Below are 18699 nucleotides of genomic sequence, written 5' to 3'. Positions count from 1 at the left end.
AAAACGACAAACCGTTCACGCTGAGCTCGTCGAAGCGCTGCGCAGGGCTTCGACAGGCTCAGCCCGAACGGGTTGTGCAAGTGATGCCGTTGGAAATGCACTAAAAAAGAAGCCCGGTCCGTTCACGCTGAGCTCGTCGAAGCGCTGCACAAGGCTTCGACAGGCTCAGCCCGAACGGGTTGTGCAAGTGATGCCGTTGGGAATGCACTGAAAAAGAAGCCCGGTCCGTTCACGCTGAGCTCGTCGAAGCGCCGCACAAGGCTTCGACAGGCTCAGCCCGAACGCCCTGGGGTGTGGCCGAGCGCGACCCCCCTGACGCGCAGCGCACAGCGATTGACGCCGCCGGGCCAGCGCCTGTGCGCTGCGCGAAGCACCATCAAGGCCTTGTTCCACACCGCTATTGCAGGAGCCTTCTTGATGCCACAACGTCCATTGCTTCACCGCCGCCTTCTGACCACCATCGCCACACTGGGCCTCGCACTGACAGTCGGCACGCTGGCCGTCACAGCCGCCCACGCCCAGGCCTTCAGCCTCAGCAGCCCCGACTTCGCCGCGGGCGGCACGCTGCCCCAGCGCTTCGAGTTCAAGGGCTTTGGCTGCGCAGGCGACAACCAGTCGCCCGCGCTGCGCTGGAGCGGCGCGCCCGCCGGCACGCAAAGCTTTGCGGTCACCATGTACGACCCCGACGCACCCACGGGCTCGGGCTGGTGGCACTGGTCGGTGGTGAACATCCCCGCCAGCGTGACCGAACTGCGTGCCGATGCGGGCGCGGCGGGCGGCGCGCAACTGCCGGCAGGTGCCAGCCACGTGCGCATCGACTACGGCGTGGCAGCGTGGGGCGGCACCTGCCCGCCCGAGGGCGATGCGCCGCACCGCTACATCTTCACGGTGCATGCGCTCAAGGTGCCGCGCCTGGACTTGCCCGCCGACGCCACCGCGGCGCTGGCCGGCTACATGGTCAACGCCCACAGCCTGGGCAAGGCCACCCTCACCGCCCGCTACGGGCGCCCCGCGGCCCGGTAGGCGCGCTGCGCACCCGGGCGCCCGGGCCATGGCAGTGGCCGCAGTGGCCGCAGTGACCGTGTCGGGTGGAGCGGGGCGAGGTGGGCACCTGCGTTGTCTTGCCGTAAGCTCGCGGCGTCCGGCCCGTGCCAGCGCGGGTCGTTCCTGCCCACACTACTGAAGGTCCCACCCATGCGCAGTACCCGCGAACGAGCCCTCTGGTCCATCGCCCTCGCGCTGCTCTTGGCCGCTGCCGCCGCCGCATGGTGGACGGCCGACCAGTGGCTGCCGCAAGCGGGCCCGTGGGCCGACCAGGCGTGGAAGAAAATCACCCGCCCCGGCCCGGACACGCTGCCACCGGGCCAGCAGGCCGGCCAAGCCCGCGCAGCGCGCGGCGGCGCGTCTGAACCCCTGCCCGTGGAACCCCGCAAATGCGTGCAGGACGGCCGCGTCACCTACACCGACCAGCCCTGCCCCAAGGGCAGCCGTGAGCAACCTGTGGACGGCGCCGTCACCTCGCTGCCGAAGTGATACAGCCCCCTGCCGGGGCTACCAACATCGGTGCGCGTCGGCACGCCCGGTAGCGCTGCTGTCCCGCGCGTGTCAGGCCCCAGACCCTGTCACCAGACTGCCTTGGTGCGCCGATAGAGTCGGCCTCTTTTCCAAAATGGAACGATCCCCCATGAAAGCCTTCTCCCTGGCAGCCGTCTGCCTCTGTGCCCTCATCGTCACCGGCTGCGGCGGCAGCGACGACGCCCCTGCCCAGCCCCAGGTCATCGCGCACCGCGGCGCCAGCGGCTACCTGCCCGAGCACACGCTGGGCGGCTACGAACTGGCCATCCGCATGGGCGCCGACTTCATCGAGCCCGACCTGCAGATCACCAAGGACGGCGCGCTGGTGGCCATCCACGACGACACCCTGAACCGCACCACCAACGTGGCCACGCTCTTTGCGCAACGCAACGGCGGCTACAAGGTGGCCGACTTCACCCTCGCAGAAATCAAGACGCTGACCGTGGTGCCCACCGGCACAGGCAAGGTCAGCTACCCCGGCTTTGTGCCCAGCGCCACCAGTCCCTTCACCGTGCCCACCTTTCAAGAGGTGGTGGACTTTGCCAAGAAGCAAAGCAGCGCCGCGGGCCGCGAAGTGGGCATCTACCCCGAGGCCAAGCAGGCCGACCCGGTCATGGAAGACGGCATCCTCAAGACGCTGAACGCCAACGGCTACAACGGCACCAGCAAGGTCTTCATCCAGTCGTTCAGCGACGCCACGCTGCGCAGCCTGCGCACCAAGCAGATCGCGCAGAACAACAAGATGCCGCTCATCCTGCTGGGCGTGGCCACCACCGCGGCCGACGGCAGCGTGCGCATGGGCGTGACGGGTGCCACCGGCGTGCAGCCGCTCACGCTGAAAGACGTGGCCAGCTTCAACGAAGGCGTGGGCGTGCTCATCAACAACACCACCTACCCCGTCACCAAGGCCTTCATCGACCAAGCCCACGCCGCAGGCCTGAAGGTGCACGGCTGGACCTTTGCGCAGGCCGACGCCACCCTGGCTGCTGCAGAGTTCCGCAAGTACCTGGACATGGGCATGGACGGCATGTTCGCCAACTACCCCGACCTGGCCGTGACCACGCGCAACGCCTACGTGCAGGGCAAGTAACGGCGCGCTGAGGGGCGCGGCCCGCCGTGTGGCACACGGCGGTGACAGCCCGGGCTGCGCATTTGGGCTAGGCTTGGAGCCTGTGCCGGCCCGTCACTCCCGTGGCGCCGGCCCAGCACCATCACCAGCCACCCCACGCAAGTCCCCACGTACATAGCCACGTGCATATGCACGCACTCGCCATGCCCCAGCAGCCCGCCTCCACGCACTCCACCGCCAGCCCCACCCGATCCCTCCCCTTCGCGGGCGCCAGCAACTTCCGCGACCTGGGCGGCTACATCGGCCGCGATGGGCGCGCGGTCAAGTGGCGCCACCTCTTCAGGTCAGACCACCTGGCCGCGCTCACCCCGCAAGACCAGGCCCTGCTGGCCCAACTGGGCGTCACCCGTGCCATCGACTTTCGCGGCCAGGCCGAAAGCGCCGCCTACGCCTACGCCCTGCCCGGCGTGGCCTACCACCCCCTGGTGATCGAGCCCACGGTGGTGCAGCGCGCGCTGGAGCTGCAGCGCACCGGCCGCCAGCTCACCGCGCAAGACGCCGTGGTGCTGATGCAGGACACCTACCGCGGCTTCGTGCACGACAACGCGCCGCGCTTTGCCGAGCTGTTCCAACTGCTGCTGGCAGGCAACGAGCCGACGCCCGTCGTCTTTCACTGCACCGCAGGCAAAGACCGCACCGGCTTCGCCGCCGCCCTGATCCTGCTGTCCCTGGGCGTGCCGCGCGATGTGGTCATGCAGGACTACCTGCTCACCAATACCCTGTACCGCCGGCCTGAGGGCATGGGCAGCCACGCACCGGAAGAAGTGCTGTCGGTGCTGTGGCGAGTGCAGGAAGAGTTTCTGGATGCGGCGCTGCACATGGTGGACAACGACTTTGGCGGCGTGCAGGCGTATCTGGTGGATGTGCTGGGTGTGGATGCGGCGGCGCAGGAGGCGTTGGTGGGGCGGTATTTGCAGAAGTAGCGGGGGTGGCAGGTTCGGAGCGCAATTGGTTGCACCTCTCACGTTTGCGCTCTGTTTTTTGCTTCTAGACTCCTCCGGCTCAAGCAGTTGCTATCCGATGGATCAGATGCTGGAGTTTGTTTAATCTCCCATCTGAAAGTCAGAATGTCGTATATCTATGAGAATCCGGAGTCTCTTGTTGGCAAGCCGCTCGCGGGAACCCACCAGTGCGTTGCCCTCGTTAAAGAGTATGCGCGTGCGCCGGCCACTGCTCTGTGGCGCGAAGGTGCAGCGGTCAAAGGCAACCTGTTGCTGAAGAAGGGCACCGTCATCGCGACGTTTGTGGATGGCAAGTATCCAAACAAAAGTACCGGAAACCATGCAGCGCTCTATGTCTCGCAAGACGCTTCGGGTATCACCGTGGTTGACCAGTGGGTCGGCGTCGACGGTATCCAAAAGCGCGTTCTCGCCTTCAAGGGCAAGGACAAGAAAGGAAACCTGATCAGTCCCAGTAGCAACGGTGATGCTTTTTCGGTGGTGGATTGAGCATGATGACCTATAAAAAAATCTTCGCTATCACATTTCTCGTCTGGGGTGGATTAGGTTGTGTATGGGCCCAGACGCCAGTGGCGTCGGCCACATCCTCCGCAGCAGGCCAGTGCCCTGAGTCTCTGCAGGTCCAACAGACTCCTGCCGACAAGGTCGGACCCGACTGGCAGGTCCGAGCCAGCAACGAAAGCCATCCGCATTTCAACGTCTCATTTTTCTCAGGCCCTCCCGAGAAGCTGGAGAAGCTGGCGCCGGACAGTCAGCAGCGCAAAGGCAAGACGCTGATCTCTCAGTGGAATTTTGCAGAGTCCCCCCAAGCGTACTGGGTAGCGTGCGAGTACTTCCGGACGTCGGCGATTGCAGCTAGGCCACTGGACAAAGACACTACCGGTTGCACCGCAGAACACAATCTCAATACATCACCGCCCACCGTAAAACGGTGGACCTGCCAGCGCACAGCGCGCCGCTGAAGTGCACGTGAATGCTTGATTGCCGCAAGTGGATGACTCGCGCTGCAGCTAATCCGGACGCGGTCGCTGCACCCCGACGAGCTGGTTCAACAGCACACCGCCCCTCCATGCTGCCTTCGCCTTTTTGTCGTGGAGTAGTCGCTATGGCCATTCGCTGGCACTCGGTATTTTTCCTCACGGTGTTTTCAGCTACGGGTTGCGCTATTGCCCAAACAGGCCACACCCTGTCCGGCATCGCTCACGAGGGCACGTGCCCCGCGTCCATTCAGGTCCAGCAAACGCTAACCGCCGAACCGCCGGCGGGTTGGCAGGCGGTGGGTAGCTCGCGCAACCACTACCTCAACAACGTATCGCTGTACTCCGGGCCGCCGGAAGAAAGAGCGCATCTGATGCCCAGCAGCGAGCGGCGCAAGGGCAAGACATGGGTGGTGACTTGGCTACTCTATCCCCAAGACCTCCCTTATTGGGTTGCCTGTGAGTACGCGCAAACAGCCGCTGTGATAACCAAACCTCTCGAAAAAAGCATCACGTCTTGCACTGTGGAATACGACCGGAACATTTCACCCGTCATCTTCAAGCGTTGGTCGTGTCGCAGTGGCGACCTGCAATAAATCGGGCGAAAGGTAGCCACGGGGCAGTGGGATTCCAGGGATTGTCAAGAGCCGCTAGCAGTGCGGGAGGCCCACAACTTCGTCATGCCTTTGCTCATAAAGTTGAAGCTGCTAGCGCTTTCGAAGTAAGCGGCAGAGGCCAATTTGGCTTAGTTTTTACCCCACGCTCTCCCGTCGACACTAAGTGCAGCCGTCGCCATGAACATCCACCGCCACATCGTCTTCCTGCTCATCGCTCCCGGCTCAATGGCTCTCGCTATAGCGCAATCAGCACCTGGCCCCGACGCAACGCCAACGGGCAGCCCGTGTCCGCAATCTCTGCAAGTCCAGCAAACGCCTTCGGACAAGGTGCCCCCTGATTGGCAAGTCCGCGGCAGCAATAGCAGCTACCCCCTGGACAACGTGGGTTTTTATGAAGGCCCGCCGGAGCTGCTCATGCAAAAGGTGCCGCACCGCACGCACAGTCGAGGCAAGACGCTGTACTTGCAATGGGCTTTCCCGCCCTCCACGCAGCAGTATTGGGTGGCCTGTGAATACTCAGGCACCTCTGCGGTGGCTACGAGGCCTCTCGACAAGAGCGTTACTGGGTGCAAGGCAGAACATGACCTCAATATATCACCGCCCACCGTCAAACGGTGGAGCTGCCAGAGCCAAGTGCGCCACTGACAATTGCTATTGAATTGGTAGCTTCTAGCGCTTATTCAACAAGCGGTGGAGGCCACTTTGATGCCAATTTCCGATGGGCACCGCCACCAAGGCCCACCAACCGCTCGCACAGCAGCTCGCCCCCACCCTCTGACATTTGATAGTTGCCGCATTCGCCGCACCACCCTACATTGGATTTACAAATGGACACATAAGTAGATCAGCAGGCAAAGGGGGAAGGCAAGTGCAGGCATGGCGACATTGATACCGGCGATAGGCTCGTCCGCGTTTGATTCCACTGGTGAGCGGCGGCTGGCCGAGGGGCTTGAGCAGAAGCTCGATGACGAGTATCTGCTGTGACACAACGTGCCAATAGGCCCCATGTTCGCCCACCGCTTTGGCGGCGTCTGAGGCTGCCGTAGCTCGACCGGATGCGCTGGATCATGTTCCCGCAGGTGCGCGTGCAACCCAGGGCGCCCTGTTTGACGACAACGACGCCGACACCCAGCTGCCCGGCATCATGCGCGTGATGGACATCCAGCAAGAGCAGCTGGCCCGCAGCCTGGGGCGACGACAACTGGACCACCGTATGGCCGACGACATTCTGAAACCCGAAGTCGTCAGGGGACAGTGATGACGGCATCCCGTTACCGCAACTCATAAGCTGCGGGCGCGAGGTTCGGAGCCCATTTTGATCGACCTGCCGACGCTGCTTGAGCGGGCGGCAAACGTGGCGATTTGCTGGGGATCAGCATGCGCTAAGGCACGTATGGGGCGATATGGAGGTGTGTTCGGTGGCGCTGGTGCGCAAGCATCGGGTGATTCGTCGGTCGGGGGTTACGGGCCGGAGGAGTACACCATTAAGTTGATGACGATGCATTCGATTAAGGGGTTGGAGGGGCGGTGGCGGCAACTCCACAAACGTGTGAGCAGTTTCAATTGGCGCGGAGTCGCGTACCCCGCACTCAAGTGCCTGTCAAAACGCAACTAGGGTGCTGTATATGGCAGTTAGTCGTTGGGCGCAATTTATAGCGATCGGGCGATAATTTTTTCGATATTATCCAAGGAGGGGTGATGAGGCAATTGAACATCATTAGTGGCGCGGGCATCAATTTGGGCATCTCTGCGGTTTGCCCTGAAGCGACTGAGATTACAAATTTTACCTACCAAAAAATCAGCACAAGCGTTTACGAAAGAGTTACACCTGAAATTAGGGCAATGTTTTCCCCGGATTCTTTTGATTATATATTGGGTGGATTATTGACGATAAATTTAGTTATAGAAAGAACAAAATCTGAATTGCAGCGATTTCGGATGGACCCGCATGCATTTTCTGCCTTGTTTAGGCAATCGGAGTTGCAGGGCTCAATAGGGAGCGCGCTAGATGACATCGAGGAAAAGCTTACGATATCTTTGCGGCAGATGATGTCAGTGGTCAACCGTTTTGATCGTCATATTGCTCGAATTTTTTCGGATTATGATTCGATAAATTATTTTACCCTTAATTTTGATGGACTATTTGATCACATCGTTTATGGGCCGAGATACTCCAGAGGTACAGACGTCACAGATTTTTGGGCCGGAAATGGTCAGATGAATCGCAGTGCCGCGGCGAAATTCAAAATATTGCATTTGCATGGTGATCTTCGATATAAGCCCACGAAGAAAACCCAATATCATACTCCCCCTTATCGTTGGCCAGTGCTAGTAGTCGGGGATCAAGGTGTGAAAAAGGGAATTATCGCTGGAAATGAGGCGCTGCTTTTCTATAAGCAATACTTCAATTCCATCTGCGGAAATAGAGGTTTGGCGACTGAAAACAATCTTGCGATTATCGGGTTTGGGTTCAGGGATGAGGATAGTCATATAGTTTCCAATATTCAAGATGGGTTGTTGAATAATGTTTTTGATAAAGTTTCAGTTTATAGTCCAGAAGACAAATTATTGTCCATTTATCCTGCCCGGCGATGGATGACCCCAACGAATGGATCTTTAACGGATTTTTTAGACGGCCTGTAAGAAGGGGCGGCTGGAGCTCTCAAAGCGCCCTGGCACGCCCCCCACTCAAATCTTGACGAACTGCGTACTCGACAACGCCCCAAACGGCAGCTCCGACAGCCGCCCGCCCACCGCCAGCGTGCCCAGGTCCACCGGGAAGTAGCCAATCGCGTCCAGTACTTCGCGCACTGCAGCCTTGGCGGCGGCGTCGTCGCCGGCGTAGAACATGGCGCGCTGGCCGCCGGAGACCTGGGGCTGGGCCAGCACGTTCACGTCCAGGTGGTTGAACGCCTTGACCACGCGGGCGCCGGGCACGAATTCGCTGAACACTTCGCTGGATGAGCGTCCGCCCAGGTCGATGGCCTTGATGCCGTAGGCTGCCAGTGGGTTGGTGGGGTCCTGCGCATCGGGCGAGTTGGGGTCCAGAAACTCCACGGGGTTGGTGCCGTCGATGACGATGCGGCCGTTCCAGGCGGGCAGGGGGCCCAGCGCCTGGCCCAGGTCTTCCCAGCGCACGGCGATGAGCACGATGTCTGCGGTGGCAGCTTCTGCGACGGTGCATGCCTGGATGGTGGGGCCCAGTTCGGCTACCAGAGCGGCCAGGGATTGCGGACCGCGCCGGTTGGAGAGGGTGGCCGACAGGCCCTTGCGGGCCAATGCGCGGGCCACGTTGGAGCCGAGACCGCCAGAGCCGATGATGCCGATGTTCATGATGTTTCCTTGGGTGAGTGAGTGAGTGAAGTGGGTTGAAAGAACGTGATGGAAAGTGAGTGGAGCCAAGGCGACGCTGGACAGGCCTGCGCGATGCGCCGGCCCTGTTCAGCCCCGCCCTAGGCCAGCCGCCCGGCCTGGCGCAGTTGCCCTGCAATGCGCCGGATTTCTGTGGCGCCCTGTGCCAGTGCGGCCGGGCTGGTGTGCACCGAGTAGCGGCCCATGACCAGGTCGTGCGGGTGCGGCACGGCAGAGCCCAGCACGAACCGGGTGGGTTCGGTGGCGACAAAGTCGATGCTCTGGCTGCTGGGCTCGAACGCCACCAGCTCGCCTGCGTCAAGGCCTTCGCCTGCAGTGAGGGCCCCGGTAGCCACCGCTGCCCACGCCACCGTGTGGCCCTGGGGCGGGGTGTAGGTCCAGCGTTCGCCCTGGGCCAGTTGCACCGACAGGTAGGTCATGCCGCCCGGCGCCGCGACCGGGCTGCGCGCCGGGCCGTAGGTGCCCATCAGCACCCGCACCGGGCCGACCTGGGGCACCAGCTCGGGGGCGAGGTACTGGCTCTGGGCGGGGGCGTTCTCCAGCGCGGCGGGCAGGGCCACCCACAGCTGAAAGCCGCGGCCCGGCGTGTCGCCCACCGGGGCACCGGTGTGCCACACGCCGTTGCCAGCACGCATCCATTCTACGCCGCCTGCGGGCAACAGGCCGGCTTGGCCGGTGCTGTCTTCGTAGCGCACATCGCCTTCCGACAAGAACGTGACCGTGGCGATGCCCGAATGGGGGTGCATGCCAAAGCCCTGCTGCGCCGCGCCGGGTTGGAAGTGCACCAGGTCCAGAAAGATGAAGGGCTTGAGCACCTGGCCCAGGTCCCCGGGGCTCATGAGGCGGGTGATGGGGCCGTGCGTGGTGCCGCGCGTGCGGTGGGCGATGGCGCGTGGGGCTGAAGCTGGTGCAGACATCCTGAAAACCCTGAAGGTGTTGAAGTGATGCCTGTAGCTTAAAAATTCATCGATTGATTGACTAGGTAGCGCAATATGATTGCACTCGTCCATAAATCGAATGAATGAGCCGATGAAAGAGCGAGCGAGCGCCGCCATGCTGGATCTGAACGATGTTGCGGTCTTTGTGCAGGTGGTGCGCTGCGGCAGCTTTGCCGAGGCCTCGCGCCGCCTGGGCGTGCCGCCCAATACCCTGAGCCGCCGGGTGCAGCAGCTCGAGGCGCACCTGGGCACCCGGCTGATGCAGCGCTCGACCCGCCATCTCACGCTCACCAGCGCGGGCCAGGTGTTTCTGGAGCGCTGCAGCGGCGCGGTGGAGGGCCTGATGGATGCGGGCGAGGAACTGCTGGCAGTGAACCAGGAGCCCAGCGGCCTGGTGCGGGTGGCAGCCCCGGCAGACTTCTTCGATTTCTTTGCGATGGAGTGGCTGACCGAGTTCCTGGTGGCGCACCCCAAGGTGCGGGTGGACTTTGTGCTGAGCGACGGGCGCGCCGACCTGATTGCAGACCGGATCGACGTGGCGTTTCGTGGCGGCATCCTGGAGGACTCGGGCCTGTTTGCCCGCAAGGTGCTGGACGCGGGCACCGACGGCCTGGTGGCCAGCCCCCCCTACGTGGCCCGCCAGGGCGTGCCGGCCACGCTGCAAGACCTGGCAGCCCACGACTGCCTGGTGTTCGGCCACCCCAGCGGCAAGGCCACCTGGCGCGTGACGGGGCCGGATGGCGCGCCGGCCGAGGTGCAGGTGTCCGGCCGCTTCAGCGGCAACACGGCGCAGGCCCTGCGCAAGGCCGCGCTGGCGGGCTTGGGGATTGCGCTGCTGCCCTCCACGCTGACGCAACGCGACCTGCGCGCGGGCCTGCTAGTGCCCGTGCTGCCCGGTTATCACCAGGTGGGCCACGGCGTGCACATGGTCTACCCCAGCAGGCGCTACCTGCCGTTGGCCGTGTCGGCGTTCATGGATCTGGTCATCGACAAGATGGGCGCGGTGCAGGAGCTGCCGCCACAGACCTGCGGCTGATGCGGCAGGAGTCCTGCGGCAGGCATCCACTGGAACCGTTCACGCTGAGCCAGTCGAAGCGCCGCGCCAGGCATCGACAGTCCCAACCCGAGCGGATGTTGCCGGCGAGCGCCCTACACCACCAGCCGCGAGTACCCCACGCCCCCGCCCTTCACCACCCGGATCTGCGCCGGTATCCGCTCCTTCAGCGCCTCCACGTGGCTGATGATGCCGATCATCTTGCCGCTGGCGTTGAGCGAATCCAGCGCCGTGAGCGCCACCTCCAGCGTGTCGCCGTCCAGCGATCCGAAACCTTCGTCCAGAAACAGCGAGTCGATCGACGTCTTGTTGCTCACCAGGTCCGACAGCGCCAGCGCCAGCGCCAGGCTGACCAGAAAGCCTTCGCCGCCGGACAGGGTGCGCGTGTCGCGTGCCACGTCGCCTTGCCAGGCGTCCACGATCTCCAGCTCCAGCTCGCCGGTGGATTTGCGGCGCAGCAGATAGCGGCCGTGCAGGCGGGCCAGGTGTTTGTTGGCCAACTGCAGCAGGTGGTCCAGCGTGAGGCCCTGGGCGAACTTGCGGAACTTGTCGCCTTTGGAGGAGCCGATCAGCGCGTCCAGCCGCTGCCACACATCGCTGTTCGCGGTCTGCTGGCTGATCTGCGCGAACAGGGTTTGTTGGGTGGTGCGCAGCTGGTCGTCGCGCGTCAGCAGGGCGCGGTGGGCGCCGATCTGTTCGCTGACGGCGCTGCGCTGCGCTTCCAGCTCGGCCAGGCGGGTGGTCAGCTCGTCCAGTGACTGGCGTGTGAGCGCCTGGGCCTGCAGCTCGGCATGGCGGGCGTGCGCGGCCTGCAGCAGGGCGTCGGTGCGTTGCTGCGCGGCCAGCAGGGCGTCGCGCTGGGCGGCCAGGCGCTGGCGCTCGGGCTCGGGCAGCAGGGCGGCTTCGAACCGGCCCAAGTCGGCGAAGGGGCTGGCCTGCAGCGCGGCGTGCCATGCGTGGGCCGCGGCCTCCAGGGCCGTGGCTTGTTGGGTGCGGGTGGTTTGTGCCTGGGCTTGGCGGCCTTCCAAAGCCGCCAGGGTGCGCTGCAGGCGTTCGATCTCGGCCACGCTGGCTTGCAAGGCTGTGGCGGCATCGGCCGTGCCATCGTGGGCCCCGTCGTCGTCCAGGGTTGCCGACAGGGGTAGCTGCAGGTTCGCGTCGGCGGGCTGGTCTGCACCGCCAGCGGAAGTGGCTTGCAGCGCAGCCCAGCGTTGCGACCACAGTTCAGCCTGCGCCTGTGCAGCGTCGCATTGGGCTTGCAGGCGCGTGATGCTCTGGGCCAGCGTCTGCAGCTCGGCCTGGGTGTGGCGCCAGCGTTGCCATTCGGCATCGCGCGCTTGCAGCCAGGGCGCGTGGTCGGCGGGCAGGTCGTAGCCGGCGGCTTGCACGGCGGCGCGCAGGCGGGTGTCCAGCGCGGTGCATTCGGCCTGGGCGGTGCTGATGGTGTCTGCCAGCGTGGCTTGCCGCGCGTGCGCTTCGTGCACGGCTTGCTGCTGCAGGGCCAGTTGGTGCGTGGCGGCTTGCAGGCTCTGGTCGCACTGGCTGGCAGCGGCCTGGGCTTGCTGCACGCGCTGCTCCGCGGCCTCTGCGTTGTGCAGGGCGTCGGCCAGGCGTGCTTGAGCGGCCTGGGCGGCTGTGTGCCCGGCCGCGAGTTGGTCGGTATGTTGCCAGTCTTCGGTGTGCAGAGCGCTCGACCTGTTGAGCGCGTTCGGCGCTTCGGAGGGGTCCGCTGCGTTCAGCCCGTTCTGTTCGCTCTGCACGTGCGGCGCGTTCAGGGGGGCGATGCAGGCTGCCCACTCTGCATCCCACTGGCCGATGCGTTGGGTGGTTTTTTGTTGCTGCTCCATGCGCTCGGCCAGCCGGGTTTTGCTGGTGGCCAGCGACTCTGCCACGGCCTGGCCTTGGGCGGTCAGCGCCTCCAGCTCGGCCTGTTTGTGCTGCAGCGCGGCCTCGGTGGCCGACACGTCCAGCGCCTGGTAGGCGTCGATGGCGGGGTGCGCCGTGGCGCCGCACAGCGGGCAGGGCTCGCCGGGCTGCAGGGTGTGGCGGTGCTGGTCCAAGCTCTGGATGCGGCGCTCTTGCTCCAGCAGCTGGCGCTTGTCGGCCACCTGTTCTTTCAGGCCGTTGTACTGCGCGCGCAGTGCCAGGCGGGCGGCGTCCTGGCTGGCGGCCGCGGCTTCCAGGCGCTGCACTTCCGTGCCCAGTGCGGCATGCTGCTCTGCCAGCTCGCGGCGCTGCTCGCCCAGTTGCACAGCGTGGCGCCAGGCGGCCACGCGGCCCTGTGCGTGTTGCCAGCGTTCGCGCAGGGTGGCGATGGTGTGACCGCCCAGCTGTTGCTGCTGCTCTGCCTGGGCGGTGCGCAGTGCGGCGGTGGCGGTGGCCTGGTCTTGCATGGCGGCGTCCACGCGCGCGCTCTGGGCAGTGACCTGGTCGCTGCGCTGGGCGATGTCTGCCTGCAGCGCCTGCAGCGCCGTGTGGTGCTCGGCCAGCTTGCCCTGCAGGTGCTGCCGTTGCAATAGCTGCTGGCGCCATTCGCCCAGGCGCTCGCCGAGGTGGGCGTGCTGGGCGTGGGTGGTGCAGTAGTCGGTGTGGCGCTGTTGCGCGGCCTGGGCCTGCGCCAGCTCGGCCTGTGCGGCGTGGGCCACGCGGCGGGCCAGCACGGCGGCGGCGTGGTGGTGCTGGGCGTGTTGTGCGGACTCGCGCTGGTGCTGCGCCTGCAGGTCGGCCAGCAGGGTGTCGCTGGCTTCGCAGGCGGCCTGGGCCTGCTGCCACGCCGCGTGCGGTGCGCGCAGGGCCTGGGCGGGCTCGCTGTCGGCCAGGCGTTGCAGGTCGGGGGCGGCGGCCTGCAGTGCGGCAGCGGCCTGCTGCTGGCCGGTGGTGGCGGCCAGCACGGCCTGCGCGCTGTGGTCCACGTCGATGTGCCACTGGCGCTGCGTGCTGGTGGCGGCGTGGGCGTGCTGCACATCGGCCAGCGCCTGGGTCCACTCCTGCAGCTCGGTCTGCATGGTGGCGCTGCGCTCTGCGGGCAGCAGCTCCACGCCGTCGGCGCGGGCCTTGAGCTGGGTCAACTGCTCGCGGGCGTCACGCGCCTGTTCGAACACGCGGCGCGAGATGTCGCCATAGATCTCGGTGCCCGTCAGCTCTTCGAGCAACTCGGCGCGGTCGTTGGCGCTGGCGTTCAGGAAGGCCGCGAACTGGCCCTGCGCCAGCAGCATGGACCGGGTGAAGCGGTCAAAGTCCAGCCCGGTGATGTCGGCCACGCGCCGCAGCTTGTCGTTGCTCTGGCTGCACAGCACGGTGCCCAGGCCGGTGGCGGGGTCGACCTGGGCCAGCTCGACCTTGGGGTCTTGCAGCGCACCGTCCACCTTGTCGCGGGCGCGGCGCTGGCTCCAGAAGGCGCGGTACACGGTGCCCTTCACCTCGAACTCCACCTCGGCCAGGCAGTCGGCGGTGTGGCGCGTCATGAGGTCGTTGGACGACTTCGAGACGCTGGGCAACCGCGGCGTCTGGTGGTACAGCGCCAGGCAGATCGCGTCGAGCAGCGTGGACTTGCCCGCGCCCATGGGGCCGGTGATGGCGAACAGGCTGTTCTCGGTGAACGGCGGCTGGGTGAAGTCGATGGCCCATTCGCCCTTGAGCGAATTGAGGTTCTTGAGGCGCAGCTTCAGGATCTTCATGCCGCGCCTTCGGTGATGCTGCGGACCACGTCGGTGTACCGCTGGTTCAGGGCCTGCCGCAGGTCGGGCGACAGGTCTTCCTGCGACAGCCGCCGTGCAAACACGTCGCCCGGGCTCAGTTCGTCCAGGGTTTCCAGCGCCTCGGAGAACAGCGTGGCGGTGGCGCTGGCGCGCTGGCGGCGCACGCGCAGCACTTCCACCGGCAGGCCCTGCGTCATGGTGTTGATGCGCTCGGGCAGGTCTTGCAGGTAGTCGTCTTCGGCCACGGTGACTTCCAGCCAGGCCGGCTTGTCGGCCGTGCCTTCCGATGCGGCGGCGGCGATGGCCGCGGGCAAGGCGGCGAGGTTGCCGCTCACGGACACCAGCGCCTGAAACCGCGGCACGGGCAGCGGCGTGACGCCTGCAAGGCCGGTGGCATCCAGGTCCACCAGCAGCACTTCCTTGTGCTGCCGCGCCTCGTCAAAGCCCAGCGGAATGGGCGATCCGCAGTAGCGGATGTGCGCGAGGCCGCCCACCTTCTGCGGCTTGTGGATGTGCCCCAGCGCGATGTAGTCCACCGGCGGAAATGCGGCGGTGGGAAAGGCGTCGAGCGAGCCCACGTAGATCTCGCGCACCGACTCGTTGCTGCTGGCGCCCACGGTGGTGAGGTGGCCGGTGGCGATGAGGGGCACGCGCCGGCCCAGCGTCTGCTGCAGCTGCGCCTGCAGGGCCAGGCCCGCGTCGTGCACGCCCTGGTAGTACGCCTGGATGGCTGCCTGAAGGGACTGCTGCTTGTCCTCAGCGCTCTGCCCGGCCTTGCTTTGCCACACATCGCGCGGGCGGATGAACGGCACGGCGCAGACGATGCACCCCGGCTCGTGGCTGCCATCACCGCCGCGCCGGGGCAGCACCACCACGTGGTCGGCCGGGTCGCTGACGGCCGCCACCACCGTGGTGTTCAGCACCGCCAGCAGCGCGCGGCTTTCGCCCAGCGTGGCGACCGAGTCGTGGTTGCCGCCCAGCAGCAACAGCGCCACGCCCTGGCGGTGCAGGCTCACCACCAGGTGGCTGTACAGCTCGCGCGCGTAGCTGGGCGGGGCGCCGGTGTCGAAGATGTCGCCCGCGATCAGCACCGCATCCACCGCATGCGCATCGACCTGGACCAGCAGCCAGTCGATCAGCGCCTGGTGTTCGGCCTGACGGCTCTTGCCCATGAAATGCTGGCCCAGGTGCCAGTCGGAGGTGTGGAGGATGCGCATGGGATGGGTGGGTGGAATGGGCTGAATGAACTGTACGAGCCGAATAGGCCGAATACTATGCTTTTGATAGCTGCTGGCGCTTGCTGATCAAGCGGCAGGGGCTTGTTTCGTCTCAATATCCGCCCATTCCGCCAGCTTTTGCTGCAGCTCTTCCTTGCTGGGCAGGTACAGCTGGTACTCCCTGGCGTGGATGTTGGCGCCCTGGGGCAGGGTGATCTCGACCAGCGCCTCGTGCTTCTTCTTGCACAGCACGATGCCCACCGTGGCCGCTTCGGTGTCGGTCTTGACGTGGCGGTCGAAGTAGTTGACGTACATCTGCATCTGGCCCAGGTCCTGGTGCGTGAGCTTGCCCAGCTTCAGGTCGATGAGTACGTAGCAGTGCAGCAGGCGGTTGTAGAACACCAGGTCCACGAAGAAATGCTCGTCGTCGAAGGTGAAACGCTTTTGGCGCGCCTCGAACAGAAAGCCCTTGCCCAGCTCCAGCAGGAAGCGCTCGATCTGGCTGATGATGGCTGCCTCCAGGTCCGATTCGGAAAACCGGGCCTGCTCGGACAGCCCCAGAAACTCCAGCACCAGCGGTTCCTTGAGCAGGTCGCTGGCGCGGCTGACGGTGTGCCCCTGGTGCGCCAGCTGGCGAATGCCGTCCTGGTCGCGGCTCAGGGCCAGGCGCTCGTAGAGCCCGCTCTGAAACTGGCGCTTGAGGTCCCGCAAGGTCCATTGCTGCTGGGTGGACTCGATTTCGTAGAAGCTGCGTTCCTCGGCATGCTTGATGCCCAGCAGGAAGACGTAGTGGGACCAGCTGAGGGTGAAGGGGCGCTCAGATTGTCCAGACGCTGTCTGGCCGATCTGAAACGGCGCGGTGCCAAGCGCCAGCGATGATTGTCCAGACGCTGTCTGGACAATCAGCACGCGCTCCCGGTACGCCAGGTAGAAGCTGCGGCAATAGGCGATATTGCTGCGCCCGAAGCCCTTGCCGAACTCTGCGGTCAGCCGCTCGGACAAGAGACTGAGCAAGGCATTTCCATAGCCCGCCCGCTGCTCCCCCTGCTGCTCGAACTCGACAATGTGCCGCCCGATCTCGAAGTGGGTGTGCACCTGCACCAGGTCGACGCCGCGGGCCACCGTGCTGCGGGCCGACTCGATCAGCGTGCGGATGCTGGCAAACAGCGCCGACTCGGGGTCGGTCAGGGCGGAAGCAGCGCGGGGCGTCTTCGTCATGGCGGGTCCTCAGGCGGGGGGTGAAATGCGCAGATGACTGTATTTTTGCACAGTGTTTTGCGCGGCCAGCCTCATCTGCTCCGCGCGCTCCAGGCCCATGCGCATCACCTGTGCATCACCCGCGCACCATCACCACCGCTCACACCCTGACCGACGTCCCCGTCGCATAGAACTGCCCACCCGCCACGTAGTGCAGCGTGCGCAGCGCATCGGGCGCGGTGTCGAACTCCCAGTGCCCGTGGCGGAACACGCGCTCGTCCGCCCACGCGGCCACCACTTCGCCGATGAAGAGGTCGTAGGTCTGCTGGTTGTGGGGCTCGGGGATGACGCGGCACAGCAGCCAGGCGGCGCAGCCGTGCACCAGCGGGATGTGGGTACTGATGTGGGTGCTGGCGTGGCTGGGGGCGTGGAACAGCGGCACGCCGTGCTGCTGCAGCTTGTCCGGGTGGGTCTTGGCGCTGTCGGTGCCGATGGCCACGGTCATCGCCGCCATGGGCACGGTGGGCAGCTGCAGCGCGAACTCGCCGCTGGCCTCCACCAGCTCGCGGGTGCGCGTGGCCTTGTCCAGCACCAGCGTCACCTTGGGCGGCGCAAAGTCCAGCGCACAGGCCCAGGCTGCGGCCATCACGTTGTGCTGGCCGGCGTGCGCGGCCGACACCAGCACGGTGGGGCCGTGGTTGAGCAGGCGGTAGGCCTTGTCGAGCGGGACGGGGGTGAAGTGCTCGGGGGCAGCGGTGGCGATGGTGGAGGTGGTGGTGGACATGCGGGCTGTGCTGGACGGTGGTGGAGGTCTTCCCCCGAAGCCTACGCCAGATGCGCCAGCAGATGGCGCCAGAAGTTCAAGCGTGCTTCCAGCGTGGACACCAGGATGTGCTCGTGCAGCGTGTGCGCGCCGTCGCCATCGGCGCCCAGGCCATCGAGCGTGGGCACACCCAGGGCCGAGGTGAAGTTGGCGTCGCTGCCGCCGCCCGTCATGGGGGCGTCTTCCAGCGTGAAGCCCGCGTGGCGGGCCGAGTCCTGCGCACGGGCCAGCAGGGCCTGCACGGCTTCGCTCTTGACCATGGGCGGGCGGTTCACCTCGACGTCGATATCGAGTTCCATGTCGGCACCCACCGGGCGCAGCGCCTGCATCTTGTCCACCAGCTCGTCCGCCGCCTGCAGGTCGGGCAGGCGAAAGTCCACCACGCAGCGGCAGCGGTCGGGCACGGTGTTGGTGGCGGTGCCGCCTTCGATGGTGCCCACGCTGACGGTGACGCCGCGCGCGTAGTCGGTCATGGCCTCCAGCGCCAGGATCTGGTGCGCCATTTCGCGGATGGCGCTGCGGCCCTTCTCGTGCTGCACGCCGGCATGCGCGGCGCGGCCCTTCACGCCCAGGCGCAGCATGCCGGTGCCCTTGCGCGCCGTCACGCACTTGCCGCCGTTGGCGCGGGCGGGCTCGCACACCAGGGTGTAGCGCGCGTTGCGTGCAAAGGCCTCGATGTGTGCGCGCGAGGCGTGGCTGCCGGTCTCTTCGTCGGGCACCACCACAAAGTCCACCGGCAACGCGGTGGCGCCTGCGGCGGCCAGGTCGCGCAGCGCGGTCAGCGCCAGGTAGATGCCGGCCTTCATGTCATAGCCGCCGGGGCCATAGAAGCGGTCGCCCTCGATGCGGCAGGGGTTGTCCTGGAGCGTGCCGATGGGGTGCACGGTGTCCGAGTGGCCCAGGATCAAGAGGCCCGGTCGTGCGTCGCCCGCAGCCCGGTTGCTGATGTGCAGCAGCGGCCCCACCGCAGCGCCCAGCGGCGTGACCGCGGCTTGCAGGCCGGCGCTTGCTGCATAGCCCTGCATGACCGCGACCATGCGCGCCAGGCCTTCGGGGCTGCTGGTGGGGGACTCGCATTGCATCCACGCGGTGATGCCATCGACGAGGGACTGGGTGGTGGGTGAGGTCATGGGGGCGGCTCCG

18 protein-coding genes are annotated in these 18699 nt (G+C 65.6%); 11 read left to right on the top strand and 7 right to left on the bottom strand.

Annotated elements, in window-relative coordinates:
• Positions 1–417 precede the first annotated feature (417 nt).
• The 10 genes from ASF16_RS19195 to ASF16_RS26275 all read left to right on the top strand — a co-directional run bounded on the left by ASF16_RS19195 (position 418) and on the right by ASF16_RS26275 (position 7900).
• Positions 418–1023: a YbhB/YbcL family Raf kinase inhibitor-like protein gene (locus tag ASF16_RS19195; protein ID WP_235507442.1), complete on the top strand. Its 606-nt coding sequence runs from the start codon at positions 418–420 to the stop codon at positions 1021–1023.
• 171 nt (positions 1024–1194) lie between these two features.
• Positions 1195–1533 carry a DUF4124 domain-containing protein gene (locus tag ASF16_RS19190; protein WP_056171139.1) on the top strand — a complete coding sequence of 113 codons (339 nt, stop codon included), beginning with the start codon at positions 1195–1197 and terminating at the stop codon, positions 1531–1533.
• A gap of 151 nt (positions 1534–1684) precedes the next feature.
• Positions 1685–2665 (top strand): glycerophosphodiester phosphodiesterase family protein, encoded by a 981-nt coding sequence (locus ASF16_RS19185; RefSeq protein WP_056171137.1) that lies wholly within the window; start codon positions 1685–1687, stop codon positions 2663–2665.
• A 182-nt stretch (positions 2666–2847) separates the two neighbouring features.
• Entirely contained in the window at positions 2848–3627 is a 780-nt protein-coding gene (locus ASF16_RS19180) for a tyrosine-protein phosphatase (protein ID WP_056171699.1), read from the top strand.
• Positions 3628–3771: 144 nt separating this feature from the next.
• Positions 3772–4152 (top strand): BPSL0067 family protein, encoded by a 381-nt coding sequence (locus tag ASF16_RS19175; RefSeq protein ID WP_056171136.1) that lies wholly within the window; start codon positions 3772–3774, stop codon positions 4150–4152.
• 2 nt (positions 4153–4154) lie between these two features.
• Positions 4155–4625, top strand: a complete 471-nt coding sequence (locus ASF16_RS25605) for an STY0301 family protein (protein WP_235507441.1) — start codon at positions 4155–4157, stop codon at positions 4623–4625.
• Positions 4626–4768: 143 nt separating this feature from the next.
• Entirely contained in the window at positions 4769–5236 is a 468-nt protein-coding gene (locus ASF16_RS19170) for an STY0301 family protein (protein ID WP_056171133.1), read from the top strand.
• A gap of 198 nt (positions 5237–5434) precedes the next feature.
• A complete protein-coding gene (locus tag ASF16_RS27190; RefSeq protein WP_369817178.1) occupies positions 5435–5902 on the top strand; it encodes an STY0301 family protein in 468 nt (155 codons plus the stop codon).
• A 376-nt stretch (positions 5903–6278) separates the two neighbouring features.
• Complete coding sequence (locus ASF16_RS26890; RefSeq protein WP_056171129.1) at positions 6279–6515, top strand: hypothetical protein; 237 nt, start codon at positions 6279–6281, stop codon at positions 6513–6515.
• 440 nt (positions 6516–6955) lie between these two features.
• Positions 6956–7900 carry a hypothetical protein gene (locus ASF16_RS26275; protein WP_156372139.1) on the top strand — a complete coding sequence of 315 codons (945 nt, stop codon included), beginning with the start codon at positions 6956–6958 and terminating at the stop codon, positions 7898–7900.
• Positions 7901–7945: 45 nt separating this feature from the next.
• On the opposite strand, the gene ASF16_RS19160 is transcribed toward ASF16_RS26275, so the two are convergent.
• Both ASF16_RS19160 and ASF16_RS19155 read right to left on the bottom strand, forming a co-directional pair.
• Complete coding sequence (locus ASF16_RS19160; protein WP_056171126.1) at positions 7946–8590, bottom strand: NADPH-dependent F420 reductase; 645 nt, start codon at positions 8588–8590, stop codon at positions 7946–7948.
• 119 nt (positions 8591–8709) lie between these two features.
• Complete coding sequence (locus ASF16_RS19155; RefSeq protein WP_056171119.1) at positions 8710–9546, bottom strand: pirin family protein; 837 nt, start codon at positions 9544–9546, stop codon at positions 8710–8712.
• Positions 9547–9682: 136 nt separating this feature from the next.
• Here ASF16_RS19155 and ASF16_RS19150 point away from each other — a divergent pair, with 136 nt between their 5' ends.
• A complete protein-coding gene (locus tag ASF16_RS19150; protein ID WP_056171116.1) occupies positions 9683–10603 on the top strand; it encodes a LysR family transcriptional regulator in 921 nt (306 codons plus the stop codon).
• A 113-nt stretch (positions 10604–10716) separates the two neighbouring features.
• Here ASF16_RS19150 and ASF16_RS19145 read toward each other — a convergent pair whose 3' ends face one another.
• The 5 genes from ASF16_RS19145 to ASF16_RS19125 all read right to left on the bottom strand — a co-directional run bounded on the left by ASF16_RS19145 (position 10717) and on the right by ASF16_RS19125 (position 18686).
• The gene (locus ASF16_RS19145; protein WP_056171113.1) at positions 10717–14298 is read right to left on the bottom strand and encodes an AAA family ATPase; all 3582 of its coding nucleotides are present in this window, start codon (positions 14296–14298) and stop codon (positions 10717–10719) included.
• Positions 14295–15536: an exonuclease subunit SbcD gene (sbcD, locus tag ASF16_RS19140; protein WP_056171110.1), complete on the bottom strand. Its 1242-nt coding sequence runs from the start codon at positions 15534–15536 to the stop codon at positions 14295–14297. The genes ASF16_RS19145 and sbcD overlap by 4 nt, the downstream gene beginning before the upstream one ends.
• 87 nt (positions 15537–15623) lie before the next feature.
• Positions 15624–16754, bottom strand: a complete 1131-nt coding sequence (locus tag ASF16_RS19135; RefSeq protein WP_056171107.1) for a YhcG family protein — start codon at positions 16752–16754, stop codon at positions 15624–15626.
• A gap of 139 nt (positions 16755–16893) precedes the next feature.
• Complete coding sequence (locus ASF16_RS19130; protein ID WP_056171105.1) at positions 16894–17517, bottom strand: flavin reductase family protein; 624 nt, start codon at positions 17515–17517, stop codon at positions 16894–16896.
• 41 nt (positions 17518–17558) lie between these two features.
• Positions 17559–18686, bottom strand: a complete 1128-nt coding sequence (locus ASF16_RS19125) for a M20 family metallopeptidase (RefSeq protein ID WP_056171102.1) — start codon at positions 18684–18686, stop codon at positions 17559–17561.
• Between the last annotated feature and the right edge of the window lie 13 nt (positions 18687–18699).

The sequence above is a fragment of the Acidovorax sp. Leaf78 genome (assembly GCF_001422735.1).
Lineage (GTDB): Bacteria > Pseudomonadota > Gammaproteobacteria > Burkholderiales > Burkholderiaceae_C > Acidovorax.
The sequence above is the reverse complement of the archived record's forward strand: the minus strand, read 5'-3'. Positions and strand labels throughout refer to the sequence as shown.

What these genes read in the sequence shown, in the direction of transcription:
- ASF16_RS25605 (WP_235507441.1), top strand. Translation starts at nt 4,155, where the DNA reads ATGATGACCTATAAAAAAATCTTCGCTATCACATTTCTCGTCTGGGGT.
- ASF16_RS19160 (WP_056171126.1), bottom strand. Translation starts at nt 8,590, where the DNA reads ATGAACATCGGCATCATCGGCTCTGGCGGTCTCGGCTCCAACGTGGCC.
- ASF16_RS19190 (WP_056171139.1), top strand. Translation starts at nt 1,195, where the DNA reads ATGCGCAGTACCCGCGAACGAGCCCTCTGGTCCATCGCCCTCGCGCTG.
- ASF16_RS19195 (WP_235507442.1), top strand. Translation starts at nt 418, where the DNA reads ATGCCACAACGTCCATTGCTTCACCGCCGCCTTCTGACCACCATCGCC.
- ASF16_RS19145 (WP_056171113.1), bottom strand. Translation starts at nt 14,298, where the DNA reads ATGAAGATCCTGAAGCTGCGCCTCAAGAACCTCAATTCGCTCAAGGGC.
- ASF16_RS19130 (WP_056171105.1), bottom strand. Translation starts at nt 17,517, where the DNA reads ATGTCCACCACCACCTCCACCATCGCCACCGCTGCCCCCGAGCACTTC.
- ASF16_RS19125 (WP_056171102.1), bottom strand. Translation starts at nt 18,686, where the DNA reads ATGACCTCACCCACCACCCAGTCCCTCGTCGATGGCATCACCGCGTGG.
- sbcD (WP_056171110.1), bottom strand. Translation starts at nt 15,536, where the DNA reads ATGCGCATCCTCCACACCTCCGACTGGCACCTGGGCCAGCATTTCATG.
- ASF16_RS19175 (WP_056171136.1), top strand. Translation starts at nt 3,772, where the DNA reads ATGTCGTATATCTATGAGAATCCGGAGTCTCTTGTTGGCAAGCCGCTC.
- ASF16_RS19180 (WP_056171699.1), top strand. Translation starts at nt 2,848, where the DNA reads ATGCCCCAGCAGCCCGCCTCCACGCACTCCACCGCCAGCCCCACCCGA.
- ASF16_RS26275 (WP_156372139.1), top strand. Translation starts at nt 6,956, where the DNA reads ATGAGGCAATTGAACATCATTAGTGGCGCGGGCATCAATTTGGGCATC.
- ASF16_RS27190 (WP_369817178.1), top strand. Translation starts at nt 5,435, where the DNA reads ATGAACATCCACCGCCACATCGTCTTCCTGCTCATCGCTCCCGGCTCA.
- ASF16_RS19155 (WP_056171119.1), bottom strand. Translation starts at nt 9,546, where the DNA reads ATGTCTGCACCAGCTTCAGCCCCACGCGCCATCGCCCACCGCACGCGC.
- ASF16_RS19150 (WP_056171116.1), top strand. Translation starts at nt 9,683, where the DNA reads ATGCTGGATCTGAACGATGTTGCGGTCTTTGTGCAGGTGGTGCGCTGC.
- ASF16_RS19170 (WP_056171133.1), top strand. Translation starts at nt 4,769, where the DNA reads ATGGCCATTCGCTGGCACTCGGTATTTTTCCTCACGGTGTTTTCAGCT.
- ASF16_RS19185 (WP_056171137.1), top strand. Translation starts at nt 1,685, where the DNA reads ATGAAAGCCTTCTCCCTGGCAGCCGTCTGCCTCTGTGCCCTCATCGTC.
- ASF16_RS19135 (WP_056171107.1), bottom strand. Translation starts at nt 16,754, where the DNA reads ATGACGAAGACGCCCCGCGCTGCTTCCGCCCTGACCGACCCCGAGTCG.